The organism is Psychrobacillus mangrovi (genome assembly GCF_037104765.1).
GTDB lineage: Bacteria > Bacillota > Bacilli > Bacillales_A > Planococcaceae > Psychrobacillus > Psychrobacillus mangrovi.
In genome coordinates, this window is sequence record NZ_JBAWSY010000001.1 from 335400 (window position 1) to 350115 (window position 14716).

At 35.6% G+C, this 14716-nt stretch carries 15 protein-coding genes; all 15 read right to left on the reverse strand.

Going from position 1 to position 14716, the window contains the following annotated elements; genetic code table 11:
- Positions 1 to 83 precede the first annotated feature (83 nt).
- Positions 84 to 386, reverse strand: a complete 303-nt coding sequence (locus tag WAX74_RS01665) for a YpoC family protein (protein ID WP_336495924.1) — start codon at positions 384 to 386, stop codon at positions 84 to 86.
- Positions 379 to 1029: an endonuclease III gene (gene nth / locus WAX74_RS01670; protein WP_336495925.1), complete on the reverse strand. Its 651-nt coding sequence runs from the start codon at positions 1027 to 1029 to the stop codon at positions 379 to 381. The genes WAX74_RS01665 and nth overlap by 8 nt, the downstream gene beginning before the upstream one ends.
- Positions 1030 to 1040: 11 nt before the next feature.
- The gene (locus tag WAX74_RS01675) at positions 1041 to 1751 is read right to left on the reverse strand and encodes a DnaD domain-containing protein (protein ID WP_336495926.1); all 711 of its coding nucleotides are present in this window, start codon (positions 1749 to 1751) and stop codon (positions 1041 to 1043) included.
- 90 nt (positions 1752 to 1841) lie between these two features.
- The gene (gene asnS, locus WAX74_RS01680; protein WP_336495927.1) at positions 1842 to 3137 is read right to left on the reverse strand and encodes an asparagine--tRNA ligase; all 1296 of its coding nucleotides are present in this window, start codon (positions 3135 to 3137) and stop codon (positions 1842 to 1844) included.
- Positions 3138 to 3165: 28 nt separating this feature from the next.
- On the reverse strand, positions 3166 to 3654 hold the full coding sequence (locus WAX74_RS01685) for a cell wall elongation regulator TseB-like domain-containing protein (protein WP_336495928.1): 489 nt from the start codon (positions 3652 to 3654) through the stop codon (positions 3166 to 3168).
- A 3-nt stretch (positions 3655 to 3657) separates the two neighbouring features.
- Entirely contained in the window at positions 3658 to 3828 is a 171-nt protein-coding gene (locus WAX74_RS01690; protein ID WP_336495929.1) for a YpmA family protein, read from the reverse strand.
- 22 nt (positions 3829 to 3850) lie between these two features.
- A complete protein-coding gene (dinG, locus tag WAX74_RS01695) occupies positions 3851 to 6610 on the reverse strand; it encodes an ATP-dependent DNA helicase DinG (RefSeq protein ID WP_336495930.1) in 2760 nt (919 codons plus the stop codon).
- Positions 6611 to 7931: 1321 nt separating this feature from the next.
- Complete coding sequence (panD, locus tag WAX74_RS01700; RefSeq protein WP_336495931.1) at positions 7932 to 8315, reverse strand: aspartate 1-decarboxylase; 384 nt, start codon at positions 8313 to 8315, stop codon at positions 7932 to 7934.
- Between the two features lie 4 nt (positions 8316 to 8319).
- A complete protein-coding gene (gene panC, locus WAX74_RS01705) occupies positions 8320 to 9165 on the reverse strand; it encodes a pantoate--beta-alanine ligase (RefSeq protein ID WP_336495932.1) in 846 nt (281 codons plus the stop codon).
- Positions 9140 to 9997 carry a 3-methyl-2-oxobutanoate hydroxymethyltransferase gene (gene panB, locus WAX74_RS01710; protein ID WP_336495933.1) on the reverse strand — a complete coding sequence of 286 codons (858 nt, stop codon included), beginning with the start codon at positions 9995 to 9997 and terminating at the stop codon, positions 9140 to 9142. Before panB ends, panC begins: the two co-directional genes overlap by 26 nt.
- 224 nt (positions 9998 to 10221) lie before the next feature.
- The gene (locus WAX74_RS01715) at positions 10222 to 11202 is read right to left on the reverse strand and encodes a biotin--[acetyl-CoA-carboxylase] ligase (RefSeq protein ID WP_336495934.1); all 981 of its coding nucleotides are present in this window, start codon (positions 11200 to 11202) and stop codon (positions 10222 to 10224) included.
- Positions 11192 to 12400: a CCA tRNA nucleotidyltransferase gene (locus WAX74_RS01720; protein ID WP_336495935.1), complete on the reverse strand. Its 1209-nt coding sequence runs from the start codon at positions 12398 to 12400 to the stop codon at positions 11192 to 11194. The genes WAX74_RS01715 and WAX74_RS01720 overlap by 11 nt, the downstream gene beginning before the upstream one ends.
- Entirely contained in the window at positions 12378 to 13508 is a 1131-nt protein-coding gene (gene bshA / locus WAX74_RS01725) for an N-acetyl-alpha-D-glucosaminyl L-malate synthase BshA (RefSeq protein WP_336495936.1), read from the reverse strand. Before bshA ends, WAX74_RS01720 begins: the two co-directional genes overlap by 23 nt.
- A gap of 12 nt (positions 13509 to 13520) precedes the next feature.
- Positions 13521 to 13928, reverse strand: a complete 408-nt coding sequence (mgsA, locus tag WAX74_RS01730) for a methylglyoxal synthase (protein ID WP_336495937.1) — start codon at positions 13926 to 13928, stop codon at positions 13521 to 13523.
- A gap of 10 nt (positions 13929 to 13938) precedes the next feature.
- Positions 13939 to 14715, reverse strand: a complete 777-nt coding sequence (gene dapB / locus WAX74_RS01735; RefSeq protein WP_336495938.1) for a 4-hydroxy-tetrahydrodipicolinate reductase — start codon at positions 14713 to 14715, stop codon at positions 13939 to 13941.
- Between the last annotated feature and the right edge of the window lies 1 nt (position 14716).

Below are 14716 nucleotides of genomic sequence, written 5' to 3' on the forward strand. Positions count from 1 at the left end.
TACATGGCGATTTAGATATAGATAAAGAAGCAAGGCACTTTCTGTTCAATTTTCAACAGAAAGTGCCTTGTTTATTCTTTTAACTATTTATTTCCCATAATTCTTTTCGCAGCAATTTTCTTTTTCACTTCTTTAAACAGCTCAGCAAGTTGACGAAATGCAGTATAATTTAATTTATTCTTTTGGATAAATTCAAAGCGTTCGGAAAAATTAATTAAATGAACTCCCTCTGTAACATTTATTATTTCTGTCAGAATCTGTATTCCTTGTTCCATGAAGATTATTCTTGAATCATCTTTTTCTTTAAAAAGCTGGACCAATTTTTCTTGTAACTGCTCCCACTCTTCGAATTTCCTCCCATAATCGAAACAATACCGTTTAGACAATTTTACTCATCCTTTTTTTCCCTTCACGACAAACAGCCAATAATGGGCATTCTGGGCAATTTGGATTTTGAGCCTTACAATGATAACGTCCAAAGAAAATTAGTTGATGATGTGCTTTTGACCACAATTCTATTGGAGTTTTCTTCATCAATGTCTCTTCTACTTGCAAGACAGAATCTTTCCATCTACACAAACCTAAGCGTTTTGTTACTCGTTCAACATGTGTATCCACTGCAATCGCTGGGATGTCAAAGGCGACAGACACAACAACATTTGCGGTTTTGCGGCCAACCCCTGGAAAAGTAGTCAATAGGTCCCTATTAGCTGGTACTTCTCCATCGTATAATTCTATCAATTGTTTACTCAATGCTTGAATGTTTTTTGCTTTATTACGATATAGACCAATTGATCGAATATCTGTTTGCAACTCCTCAATAGAAACTGCTAAATAATCTTCAGGTTTTTTATATTTTTGAAATAAAGTTTTTGTTACTTTATTTACTAATACATCTGTACATTGTGCAGATAATAGTGTCGCAACAAGGAGTTCAAATGGATTTTCATGAACGAGCTCACAATGAGCATCAGGGAACATTCGTTCCATTTCGTCTAGGCAATAATGCCATTGTGCTTTCGTAAGCAATTTTCCCCCTCCTACTCTCTCTCTTCTAACCAATTATAAAAAGACACTTTTGTAGAACTGGAAACTTGTTCTACTTTTTTGGGAACAGGAATCTGTTGTCTGAAATTAGAAGACTCTTTTTCAGCAGCTTCTACAGTTTTAATATTTTTCTTCTTCCATTCAAATAAAATTCGGTCTATATACCGTAAACTAAGCTTTTGGGCTAGTACCGCCTCTTTAAGCGCTAACCGAATTAGTGAAGGAGAATGCTGGTCTTGGTCAAACCACATTCCTATCGTTTCGTATTCCATCGGAGATAACAGTCTTCCAAACTCTTGCTCAAACAACTTATATATACTACCTTCTTCTACTTTCATCTGCTGATCTTCTTCTTTGTTTTCTTCAAGCTCTGCGTAATTCAACAGTAAGTTCCAGAGACTCTGAAAATCATAATATTCATAACGAACACCTTGCTCATCAATTTGCTGTTCAATTTGAATAAAACCTTTTTGTAAAAGTCGTTGTAAAATACCTACTACTTTATTTTCATCAAAATACGTCTTGTCCACTAGATTTTGTGGAGTTGGAAAGTGAATTCCAGCCTCACCAAAAGCAATCAGATGAAGAAGTATTATGGCTTCCTCATCTTTAACATCAATCATTTTATAGTAGTTAAAAAAAAGCTGGGAAATGGTCACATTTCCCTGCTCTGTCCAAATACGGAGTCGATCTCGCTTTTGCATACTCGTCTCCCTCTCTTTTTAATCCAGCCATAACGCCTTGTCCCTTTATGTAAGAAAAATAACATAATGAGGCAAGACGATAGCAATTCCTTATGGATATAATCTGTTTAATAAACGTGGGAATGGAATAGACTCACGTACATGTTCTGCACCACTTAACCATGCAACTGTTCTTTCTAATCCAAGTCCAAAACCTGAATGTGGCACGGAACCTTGTTTACGAAGCTCTAAATACCATGCATATGCTGCTTCATCTAAACCATGCTCTTCTATGCGTTGTTTTAAAAGATCATAGTCGTGAATACGCTCGGATCCACCAATAATTTCTCCATAACCTTCTGGAGCAATTAAGTCTGCACATAATACAACGTCATCTCTATCTGGATGAGGTTGCATATAGAAAGGTTTGATACCTACTGGATAATGCGTAATGAAAACAGGTTTGTCATAGCTTTCTGCAATGGCTGTTTCGTGAGGAGAACCAAAATCATCACCCCATTGAATATCATCAAATCCTTTTTCATGTAAAAATTTAATAGCATCATCATAGGAGATACGTGGGAATGGTGCTTTAATATTTTCTAGTTTAGATATATCACGGCCTAGACGCTCTAATTCCAATGTACAATTTTTAACAACTGCTTGTGCTATATATTCAACATATTGCTCTTGTACTTCTAAGTTTTCGTCGAATTCTACAAATGCCATTTCTGGCTCGATCATCCAAAATTCAATTAAATGACGACGAGTTTTGGATTTTTCTGCACGGAATGTAGGTCCAAAAGAAAATACTTTACCAAGGGCCATTGCAGAAGCTTCTAAGTATAATTGTCCTGATTGCGATAAATAAGCATCCTCATCAAAATATTTTGTATGGAACAATTCGGAAGTACCTTCTGGAGACGATCCAGTTAGGATAGGTGGGTCCATTTTTACAAATCCATTATTATTAAAAAACTCATATGTAGCGCGAATAATCTCATTACGAATTTTCATAATAGCATGTTGTTTTCTTGAACGTAACCATAAATGACGGTTGTCCATTAAAAACTCCGTACCATGTTCTTTAGGTGTGATTGGGAAGTCTACTGCAGCATGAATTACTTCAATTTGTTTTACCTGTAACTCATAACCAAAGGAAGAACGATCGTCTTTCATAACTTCTCCTATTACATACATAGAAGTTTCTTGTGTTAATCCCTTTGCAACTTGAAAAATTTCTTCTCCAACTTCCTCTTTTACAACAACTCCTTGTACAAATCCAGAACCGTCACGTAGTTGTAAAAATGCAATTTTACCACTTGAACGTTTATTTGCTAGCCATGCACCAAGTTTAATTGTTTCTCCGACATGGTTCCCCATATCTTTAATCATAATTTTTTTCATGTTACCCTCCAAAAATTCAAAAGTTAAATTATAAGTTTGAAATACGCTTCCACCAATCTCCGTTATTAAATAACAAATACACATAACCAAGGTTATTGTCTTTGTTAACAAACGTGATTTCCCAAACTGGGCCTACTTCTTCTACTCCAAGTTTAGCATGTAATAGTTTGCTGTTTTTTTCCTCTTTCATTGCTAGTTCAATCGCTTGTTCTTTTGTTATTCCATCCTTTAAATTAACTTCCATTATAGCTTCATCTGTCTTTTTTTCTGGAATGAAGAATGCTTTTTCTTCTCCTTTATCAGTTGTACCTATAACTGTATGGAATGTCTCTGAACTATTATAAACATAAGAATCGTTAATATCGGATAGCAAATCATTTTGTATTACATATGATTCAGCATCTTCGCTAGCAGCATTGAAAGGAGCTTTTGCTTGAAAGTAAATAAGTGAGCTAAGAACAACCGTTAGACTAATTAAAAAAATAACAATAAACAGGATCCATTTTTTTACTGCCATTATTTAAGTCCTATATATGGTAAATACTGCTTTTTCTTGATCTTGCTTATCAAGCGCCAATCCAAACATTAAATCCTGTTCTTTTAATGTACGATTTAAAGCATCAACCACTTTATATAAGTCACTTTGATAATTTATCGTAACGGTTGATAGCACTTCAATTTTGTTTTCCATATTTCTACCCGCTTTCTAAAACTCATACTCCCTTAGTATACCAATTTTCAAGCTCTAAGACCATATTTTCTAGAGAGACTTTCTTAACTGGAATATTAGGAATTGCCTGTATAAAATCATTTCCATAGGACTTTGTTTCAATTCTTCTATCCAGCACGATAAAGACTCCCTTATCTGAAGAGGATCGGATCAAGCGACCAAAACCTTGTCTAAAGCGTAGAACAGCCTCTGGTAAAGAATATGCAGTAAAAGGGTTTTGACCATTAATCGTTAATAATTCAGCTCTCTTTTTAAATAAAGGATCTTCAGGTGAGGAAAAAGGAAGTCTCACCATAATAATAACGGATAATGCATCTCCCGGGACGTCCACTCCTTCCCAAAAGCTGTTTGTACCAAATAATACAGATTTAGAAAAACGCTGAAATGATTTTAATAAGCGCATTCTACTTCCTGATGACATACCCTGTGCAAATAACATATAATCATCTAACAGTTCAGTTTCCTGTATCAAGTCTACTGTTTTTCGCAGCATATCTTGTGAGGTGAATAAAACAAAACATCTTCCTTCAGTAACAAGGACTGTTTGAACAATTGCTTCTGCGATGGATTCAATATAGTCACTTTGAGATACATTCTGTATATCTGGCATATCGTCAACAATTAATAATTCTGCTCCTTTATAATAATCAGCAGAAGCTTTAAATGTATTAATACTTACATTATTATCCAATCCTAACTGAGATGTGATGAAATGACGATTTGTTGGCACAGAAAGTGTTCCCGAAGTCCATATAACCGCCCCTTCTTCTCTTAAGGGATTGAGGGCATTTTTAATATCTTGTTGATAGTTCAAAGGTCTTTTAATAATAGTTAAGCTTCCCGGTATACTTCTTGTATCTATTTCCAACCACTTTGCTTCAAGTGTTTCTTCTTGTAAAAAGATTTCATCCCATTCGCTAGCTTTTATTTCTAGCTCTTGAATCCAATATTCCCATTCGTTCAAAATTATCGATGAATGAATCTCATTAAAATGATTCGAATAAGAATGAATAATGGATTTTGCAGATAAAATAAAAGTTTGAATGGTGTTTGCGACTCTTCGCAAAATGGAATCATCTAAATCTAATTCTCCTAGAAGAATGGACTTTTTTGTATTCTTATATCGCGTTTTTGTTTGCTTCGCAGAGTGAATAATAACGGAAATAGTATCATCAAAAATATTTACCACTTCAACAAACTGCGTTTCCAAGCGTAATCGCAAAGCTAATGGGATATGCAAAACTGACAATTTATAAAGTAAATGTTCCGTATCTAATGTCCCAAATTGTCCTAGTACATATTTCCAATTTGTATAAGAAAAGACACGTTCTTTTCTAGACATACTCGCATGAATAAATTGATGGGCCTCATCGATTATAGTTGCGCATCCATTTGCCAATAACCTATTTTCTCTTTCTTGATCAGCTAATATCATGGCATGATTGGTAACTAAAATATCGCATTTTTCACTTTTACGAATTGCTCTATGATAAAAGTCTTCAACTTCTAGTTCTTCCATATTAAATCGATCAGTTCTTCTAATTTTATCTATAAAAAGTTGACCACCGCCTGAAACATTTAACTCGGTCAAGTCCCCTTCTTCTGTTAGAGTTAACCAAACTAATATTTGCATAATTGTAAATGTCTCATCATATGATTCGTCATCTAATTGAAGGTGCTGCCAAAATCGATACAAATCTATATAATGATGCATCCCTTTCAATTTTCCAACTCGGATTTGCACGCCTAACAGTTTATTTAATTTAGGAATTTCTTCTAAGATTAGTTGATCAATTAAATGGGTTGTATACGTACTAACAATGACTGGTTTCTGTTGCTTCATAGCATAAATCGTAGCAGGTAGTAAATAACCTAAAGTTTTGCCAATGCCAGTTTCCGCCTCACAAACAATCTCCTTTTTTTCTATCATTGCATCGTGTATCGTATCCATTAATTCAAATTGTCCTAGACGCTCTTCAAATCGTGGCATACTTTTATTGAACAAGCTCAATTTAGAGGTTTTCTTCTTGGGATAACTTAACTGGATTGGTTGAGAATAAATCTCCTCCTGCACATATTTTAAAGGAATGGAATGATAAGTTGGATAATTCTTTGTTTCGTACACTTTTCTTTTATTAGACAATACCTCAAAGAAAAGTAAAGATAAGTTAGATTTTAAATGAAATGATCTTTTATGTAGTAATTCGATTGTTCTTAGTGGTAAATGGGAAAGCTGCTCTATGCATTTTAAAAGTAAATGTGCAGTAGCTAGTGCGTCGTCGTCTGCACGATGCGCAGATTGCAACTCAATATGTAACTCCGATGAAATATCTTGAAGCTTATAACTATACAGATTTGGGAACATTAGTTTTGTAAACTCAACTGTATCCATCTTCTTGCAAATTAATTTTGGAAGTCCAACTCTTTTAAGTTCATTTTGTAAAAAAGGAAGATCAAAATGTACATTATGCGCAACAAAAATATGATCTTGAAGCATGTCTAAAATGTGAGAACCAACTTCTTCAAAAAGAGGAGCATCCACTACATCTTCATCTTTAATTTTTGTTAAATCTTGAATAAAGAAAGGAATTGACTTTTCCGGATTAATAAAAGACGTATACGTATTTGCGATTTTATAGTCATTTATAAACACAATTGCTATCTGAATTATGCGGTCACCATTAGAAGATGAATGGCCTGTTGTTTCAATATCAACAACTGCATATTTATGATTTTCCACCATTCCTCAACTCACAATTCTTATTTTTAAAAGTAAAAGAACCAAAGACTCTCTCTTAAAAAATTGTAACACATTCACCAATAAGAAACGAAAAATTTGATGTAATCATTTAAAATAAATGCTGGTTAAAACATGCTTGCATTTTTAATACATAAAACTTTAAACTCGGATGTTCGCTTACCGCACGCTACGCATGAGCCTCCGCAGGATGAGTCGCTCCTTCGTCACTCCCACATCCTTTATGGGGTCTCATTCTTCGCGCTCCTGTGGCGTGTAAGGCGCACATCCTGAAGACACAACTTCATAAAGTGTCATCTTAGTCTAAGGGGTAACGTATGCCTATATATGAGTATGTTCTCAACAACATTTTTATATATTATTTGCTACAACAACTTATAAAGCAAAACACGGATGTGCGCTTGCCGCACGCTACGCATGAGCCTCCGCAGGATGAGTCGCTCCTTTGTCGCTCCCACATCCTTTACGGGGTCTCATTCTTCGCGCTCCTGCGGCGTGTAAGGCGCACATCCTGAAAATAGCCAATGATACAGTAACTTTTAATTAAAAGAGTGAAAGCAGAATTTATTTATTGTTCAACATTTAATAGAGTCTACATTAATCATAATCAAGAGAATTCACTGGCATTCGCGCCTTGCGAACCGCATGACGTGCCGTATGAGACAGCGAAATGCGCTTGCGCATACAGCGGCTCATACGGACGTGCGGCCAGCGCGAATGCCTATAGTCGGTGATGTCTCTTTTCAATTCTGTATATATTATTGGTACTTAGAAATCGTAAAAATGGATGTACGCTTGCCGCATATCCTGTAAACATCCCAATAAATCTGAAATAATTATCGAAAGAAGCAATCCTACCCCCTGTTATAGGGATTATTGATTTAACAATACATTAATAGAATCTACATTATTTCTACAAAAAGATGTACTGGCATTCGCACCTTGCGAGCCGCATGACGTGCCGTATGAGACAGCGAAATGCGCTTGCGCATATAGCGGCTCATGCGGACGTGCGGCCAGCGCGAATGCCTATAATTGGTGATCTATCTATTCAAATCTATGCTTATTATTAATTATTCTTTGATCTCAGAAAAACGGATGTGCGCTTGTTGTGCTAAGGACAGGCTTTGGTTACATTGGTTACCACATAATTAAAAAGATGCGTGGGACGTGACTATGTCACACTCCTCGCATCTTGTAAAGTTTGCTTGCATATCAATCCAAAATGATTAACTTATAATATAGATGTACAATTTTTATATTTTTCCAATAGCTCTATTGGACTTATCAAATTAACATTATTAGATTACATCACTGTTGCTTCAGGTTCATAATGTATTATTTCTCTAATCGTATTATTTTCATTCATAATAGCAACTGTTGGCTGATGTGTTTTTGCTTCATCATTCATCACATAAGCATAAGAAAGAATTATTACGATATCGCCTCGTTGAACAAGGCGAGCTGCTGCTCCATTTACGCAAATAACCCCGCTTCCTCTTTCTCCAGCGATAATATAGGTTTCAAAACGTGCTCCATTGTTATTATTTACAATGTGAACTTTTTCGTTAGGTAGCATTCCTACTGCATCCAATAGATCTTGATCGATTGTAATACTTCCTACATAATTTAAATCTGCTTGAGTCACAACTGCGCGGTGTATTTTACTATTTAACATCATACGTAACATTCTGTTACACATCCTTTACTTCTACTATTATATTATCTATCAATCGGGCATTTTCAAAAAAAACTGCTGATGCAAACAATACTTGCTCCACGTTATTCAGGTCTGTTTGTAAGTTCGGATAGGACAATGCTTGCATATAGTCTATTCTACCAGAGGTATTTTGTTCAATATGAGCCTTACCTTTTGCTAGCGCATCTTGAATATTTTTTGTTTCTATCCATGTTTCGGTTGCAATAGTTAATGCTTTATATAAATGGATGGCTTCTACTCTTTCTTTTTCGCTTAAAAAGACATTACGTGAACTTTTTGCAAGTCCATCTGCTTCCCGAACAGTTGGCACGCGTACAATTTGCACAGGAAAATTATATCCCTGAACGAATGTCTCTATAATTGCAAGTTGTTGTGCGTCTTTTTGACCAAAATACGCTTTTGTCGGTTGCACTAAATGAAATAACTTAGTTATCACTTTTAATACACCGTCAAAATGTCCTGGTCTGCTCTCTCCGCAAAGTTTAGTGGAAAGCTCCCCCGCGTGAATAGAAATGCCGCTTTCAAATGGGTACATTTCTGAAACTGATGGTACAAAAAGAACATCTACCCCTGCTTTTGTTGCAAGTTCGGTATCATGTTCGATATCTCTTGGGTATCGATCTAAATCTTCGTTGGGACCAAACTGAGCGGGATTGACAAAAATACTTGATACGACAATATCATTTTCCACTCTCGCTTTATTTAATAAAGCGAGATGCCCTTCATGTAAGTATCCCATTGTAGGAACTAATCCAATTGTTTTTCCTTTATTACTATATAAAAAGTCTTGTAACTCATTGATTGTTTGTACTGTTTTCATGACTGCCTCCATACAATTGTTGAAGTTGATCTTCTTTCATTGTAAATTGGTGTTGCTCTGCCGGGAACGATTCATGTTTTACCTCTTGCACATATTGAGTAATACCATCTGCAATAGGACCACCAATATTTGCAAATTCCTTTACAAATTTCGGTATATGATGAGTTCCATATTTGACCATATCATGGAAAACTAACACTTGACCATCAGCAGTAACACCAGCTCCTATACCTATTGTAGGAATAGTTAAGGCAGCAGATATCTTTTCAGTTAATTGATGAGGAATACATTCCAATACTACTGCACAAGCACCAGCTTGCTCGCATTTTTTTGCATCTTCTATCAATTTTTCTGCAGCTGCTGCAGTTTTACCTTGAACTTTATAGCCACCAAGAACTCCTGCAGATTGTGGAAGTAAACCTAGATGGGCAACTACTGGTATACCAGCAGATGTTAATCTTTGAATGACAGGAATTACTTCATCTGCACCTTCTACTTTTAAAGCTTGTGCGCTGGTTTGCTGCATAATTTTTACCGCATTTGACAGTGTTTGGTCTAGTGAACCGTGATAAGTAGCAAAAGGCATATCAACTACTAAAAATGTGTTAGGAGCACCTCTTCTAGCTGCTTTACTATGATGTATCATGTCATCTAGTGTTACAAGAACAGTTGAATCATAACCGAGCACAACCATACCTAAGGAGTCTCCAACTAGAATCATGTCTACTCCTGCATTTTCCGCAAATTTAGCGGTGGGATAATCATATGCAGTAATCATGGCAATTTTTTCGTTGTTTTTTTTCATTTCTACAAAACTACTTGTTGTTTTCAAAGCGTATCACTCCTCTTTTATTGAGAAGAAAACCGATAAAAAGCCCTTCAATCCCAGAAATGGGCAGAAGGGCAGAAAAGTTAAATGTAGGTTTTCTCCGTCCCTGTCGTTACATGATCAAGGCAGACTATTAAATTAAAATAAATGATATTGCAGGTGCAGTTCGATTAAGATACTACCCTTCGCATACAGAATAACAGAATACTACTAATTAGTCCAAATTATTATTTGTCAATCAAGTTAATATCTGCTGAATAGATACCTCTAATTTCACCAGTATCTAATCGAAGCTCTAATACACCATCAGCTGTTATTCCAATCGCAACCCCTTCTAGTGTTTCTCTTAAAAGGCTAGCTCTAATTCTTTTTCCAATAGTACAGCTATAACTCTCCCATAGAAGTTTTATAGGTTCAAATCCGTTTTCCACATACATTCTAGAATATTTTTCTAAATAGAATAAGATTTTAGCAACCAAAGCAGCTCTGTCTATCTCTATCCCTGTTTCCATTTTTAAAGAAGTAGCAATTGATTGAATTGATTCATTAAAAGAATTCGAATCTTGGTTTACGTTTACACCAATTCCAATAATAATGGACTGAACACGATCCATATCTGCTTGAAGCTCAGTCAATATACCAGTTACTTTTTTACCGTTTATTAATAAATCATTCGGCCACTTGATTTCGGGTACACAGCCTGTTAACGATTCTATTGCCTTTGTTATAGCGACAGCTGATACAAGAGTAAATTGTGGTGCTTGATGTGGACTGATTTCCGGTCGAATAATGACACTCATCCATATTCCTTTATTAGCAGAAGAATTCCAAGCTCGTTCCAACCTACCTCTTCCAGAGGTTTGCACTTCCGTAATTACTAATGTACCATGTGGGGCACCATCTCTGGCTGTCTCTGCAGCTATATTTTGGGTAGAATCGCAAACAGGATAATATAGAATAGTACGACCTAACTCCTTTGTTTCTAACAAAGGAGTTATTCTTTCTTTAGATACAATATCTGGGATTTTTTGTAGAATATAACCTTTTTTCTTTACAGCTTCCAAAACATATCCCTCTTCTTCTAGTGCTTTCAGATACTTCCAAATCATTGTACGGGAAATTGATAATTCATCTGCAAGTTTTTGACCTGATATGGGGTTTCCTTTTGCAGCAATCAATTGGGTCAGTATTCTTTCTTTATTCGTCATATTCACGAAAAAACCATTCCTTTATATTTTTTCGATTATTCGCCAATTGTCCATTTACAATTGCTTCCGTCATTTTTTCTATAACTTCTTTTAACCAAGGTCCTCTTTTTTGTTGTTTCCATTCCATTATGTCATTTCCATTAACAACAATTTCCTTCGAAGACATTATTGGAATGGCTTTTTTTAATTGTTGAATTGATTCGTTTGTATAGGAAGAAGAAATTCCAAAAATGAGTTCACCGAAAGAAACAGCCGCTATTAGAACATCTTCTTTAAATTGAAAAATTTCATAAGTCGTCCAATATCCTTTTCTCAATAGGTCTACTGCAGATAATACTTGTTTCACATAGGCTTTTTCAGCATTTGAACACTTATAATAATTTAATAATTCATTAATGCCATCAGTCTGTTGCATAAGTGCAAAAAAGGTCCAACCATTAGCTGCATTGCCAAAGCATTTAAAACTATTCCATTTTTCCAGATGAGTATCCCATTCACCAGGAAACTTTTCTGCTAGTTTACTTGATACAAATAATTGCATGCCTCTTCCAACATAATTACTTGTCCAAATCTTCTCGAGTTCAGCTTTCACTCTTTCGATTGATACATGTTCAATCAACGGATGTAACGATTGAATTGCTTCAAAAGTACGTTCATGTAAAGAAAAATCCAGCTGTGCAGAAAACCGAACTGCTCTTAGCATACGCAGTGCATCTTCGGAAAAACGTCTATTTGGGTCTCCAACTGCTCGTATTACTCTTTTTTCAATATCCTTTTGCCCGCCAAAATAATCAATTAACTCATCTGATTTTGTCATTGCCATTGCATTCATAGTAAAATCTCTTCTTTGTAGGTCTTCTTGGAGTGAACGAACAAATTCAACGTTGTCTGGTCTTCTAAAATCCGAATAAGTAGCATCAGCACGAAAAGTAGTCACTTCTATTGTGTCATCTAATACAACAAGTACAGTACCATGTTCAATTCCTACATCAATTGTGTGTTCAAATAACTGTTTGACTTCTTTCGGTGTAGCATTTGTAGTTATATCCACATCATTTGCATGAACTTCTCTTATAAAATCGCGGACTGCTCCACCAACTACATATGCTTCAAAACCAGCATGTTCAAGCTTTTTAATTACTTGATATGCAATCGGCCACCGGTTCTTCATCATGTTATTTTCTCGCCACTCTTTCATATAACAATTCATACTGTTCAACTATGCTAGCAGAACTAAAACGTTCTCTCACAATTTTCAAAGATGTTTCACTTAGTTCTTTATGTAATAAGGGATCTTGTAATATTTTCAATCCATATTCGGCAACCTTGTTAATATCTCCTAGTTCAACTAGATATCCATTTTCTCCACTTGAAATTACTTCTGGAATACCACCTATATTTGTACCGATACAAGGCACTTTGCACGCCATAGCTTCCAATAGTACTAATCCAAAAGACTCTTTTTGAGATAGCAGTAGCATTAAATCCGAGATTGAATACAATTCAGACAGATTATCTTGTTTGCCTAAAAATAATATATCCTTTTCAATAGACCTTCCTTTAACATATTCCATAACAGGGTGTTTTTCAGGACCGTCTCCTACTAATAACAATTTTGCGGGAATTTCATTTCGAATTAGCTCAAAACTTTTGACGACATCTGGTAACCGTTTTACTTTTCTAAAGTTTGAAACATGGATGATTACTTTTTCATCCTTTTTGATTCCTAATAATTCTTTTAAATTGCTATCTTCTTTTCTCGTATATTCATTTTCATCAACAAAATTATAAACGGTTTCTATTTCTTTTCTAGGAGCAATTAACTCCACGGTCTGGCTAACCAATGAATCCGAAACAGCAGTAACAATGTCTGATTTTTCAATTCCATAACGTATGGCGCCTGACAAGGAAGAATCATCACCAAGTACGGTTATGTCCGTACCATGTAATGTGGTTACAATACCAATGTCGGAATTTGCCATGTCACGTGCCAAAATAGCGCAAACAGCGTGAGGAATTGCATAATGTACATGCAATACATCTAATCCTACATCTTCAATTACTTCCGCCATTTTATTTGCTAACGCAATATCATACGGAGCATACTGAAATACAGAATAACTATTTACGTCAACTTGATGAAACGTGATATTAGGATACATTTTATTCAACCTAAAAGGCATACTGGAAGTGATAAAATGAATGTCATGCCCTTTTTCAGCAAGCATTTTACCCAATTCCGTAGCAATGACTCCGGAACCTCCTACCGTCGGGTAACAGGTTATTCCAATTTTCAATTTACGCACATAATCACTTCCTTAACGTGAACGTCTCTCTTCAAGCAACCGCCAATCCAAAAATCCTTCTTCAATTCCTTTTAATAATATTTCAGCAGTGCCCATATTTGTCGCTAACGGTATTTGGTATACATCACATAGTCTAATCAATGCAGATACATCTGGTTCATGAGGTTGCGCTGTAAGCGGATCTCGGAAAAAAATCACCATATCCATCACGTTGTTGGCGATAGCAGACCCAATTTGTTGATCCCCACCTAGAGGACCTGATTTGTATCTGAATACAGACAAGCCTACTTCGTCAATTATTCGATTACCTGTCGTTCCGGTAGCAAATAATTCATGTTCCTCAAAAATAGTTTTATATGCTGTTACAAATTGAACTAAATCATCCTTTTTTTTATCATGTGCCACTAATGCTATTCTCATATCGTCACCCCTATAAAATAATATCTTCTAAGCCGTAAATCAATGTATTTTGTTTCATGATCTCATTGATGGATAATACAATTCCAGACATGAAAGAAGTACGATCAAACGAATCATGTCGAATAGTCAATAACTGCCCTTCTCCACTTAATAGTACTTGTTGATGAGCAACAAGACCTGGCATTCGCACACTATGTATATGCATTCCAGAAAAGTTTGCCCCTCTTGCACCTTCCATAATTTCTTTTTCATCTGGGTGCCCTTGCTCAAAAATAGTCCTCGTTTCATTTATCATCTGTGCTGTTTTAATAGCTGTACCTGAAGGAGCATCTACTTTCTGGTCATGGTGCATTTCAATTATTTCAACGTTCGGCAAGTATTTAGCAGCCATTTGGGAGAATTTCATCATTAAAACTGCTCCAATTGAAAAATTGGGAGCAATAATACATCCTATCTCTTTCTCCTCTACTTTATTTCGAATCTCATCTAATTGTAAATCAGTAAAGCCTGTTGTACCAATCACAGGTCTAACACCATTATCCAGAGCAATCATAGCATGTTCAAAGACAGAGCTCGGTACTGTTAAATCTACTAATACATCTGGTTCTGTTTGAAAAATTAATTCTTCTAAAGAAGTGAATATTGGGATATTATCTCCTAGAAACTCTTCACCATTTTTATTATCTAAAACACTAACTAATAAAAAGTCTGTGTTTTTAACTATTGTAGCTACTGCTTCTTTTCCCATTCTACCTCTTGGTCCTGCGACCGCTACCTTTATTACCATA

Bases quoted from the DNA above. Each gene is read 5' to 3' on its own strand.
- WAX74_RS01675 (WP_336495926.1), bottom strand. From the start codon at position 1,751: ATGCAAAAGCGAGATCGACTCCGTATTTGGACAGAGCAGGGAAATGTG.
- asnS (WP_336495927.1), bottom strand. From the start codon at position 3,137: ATGAAAAAAATTATGATTAAAGATATGGGGAACCATGTCGGAGAAACA.
- WAX74_RS01685 (WP_336495928.1), bottom strand. From the start codon at position 3,654: ATGGCAGTAAAAAAATGGATCCTGTTTATTGTTATTTTTTTAATTAGT.
- WAX74_RS01690 (WP_336495929.1), bottom strand. From the start codon at position 3,828: ATGGAAAACAAAATTGAAGTGCTATCAACCGTTACGATAAATTATCAA.
- dinG (WP_336495930.1), bottom strand. From the start codon at position 6,610: ATGGTGGAAAATCATAAATATGCAGTTGTTGATATTGAAACAACAGGC.
- panD (WP_336495931.1), bottom strand. From the start codon at position 8,315: ATGTTACGTATGATGTTAAATAGTAAAATACACCGCGCAGTTGTGACT.
- panC (WP_336495932.1), bottom strand. From the start codon at position 9,165: ATGAAAACAGTACAAACAATCAATGAGTTACAAGACTTTTTATATAGT.
- WAX74_RS01715 (WP_336495934.1), bottom strand. From the start codon at position 11,202: ATGACGAATAAAGAAAGAATACTGACCCAATTGATTGCTGCAAAAGGA.
- WAX74_RS01720 (WP_336495935.1), bottom strand. From the start codon at position 12,400: ATGAAAGAGTGGCGAGAAAATAACATGATGAAGAACCGGTGGCCGATT.
- mgsA (WP_336495937.1), bottom strand. From the start codon at position 13,928: ATGAGAATAGCATTAGTGGCACATGATAAAAAAAAGGATGATTTAGTT.
- dapB (WP_336495938.1), bottom strand. From the start codon at position 14,715: ATGGTAATAAAGGTAGCGGTCGCAGGACCAAGAGGTAGAATGGGAAAA.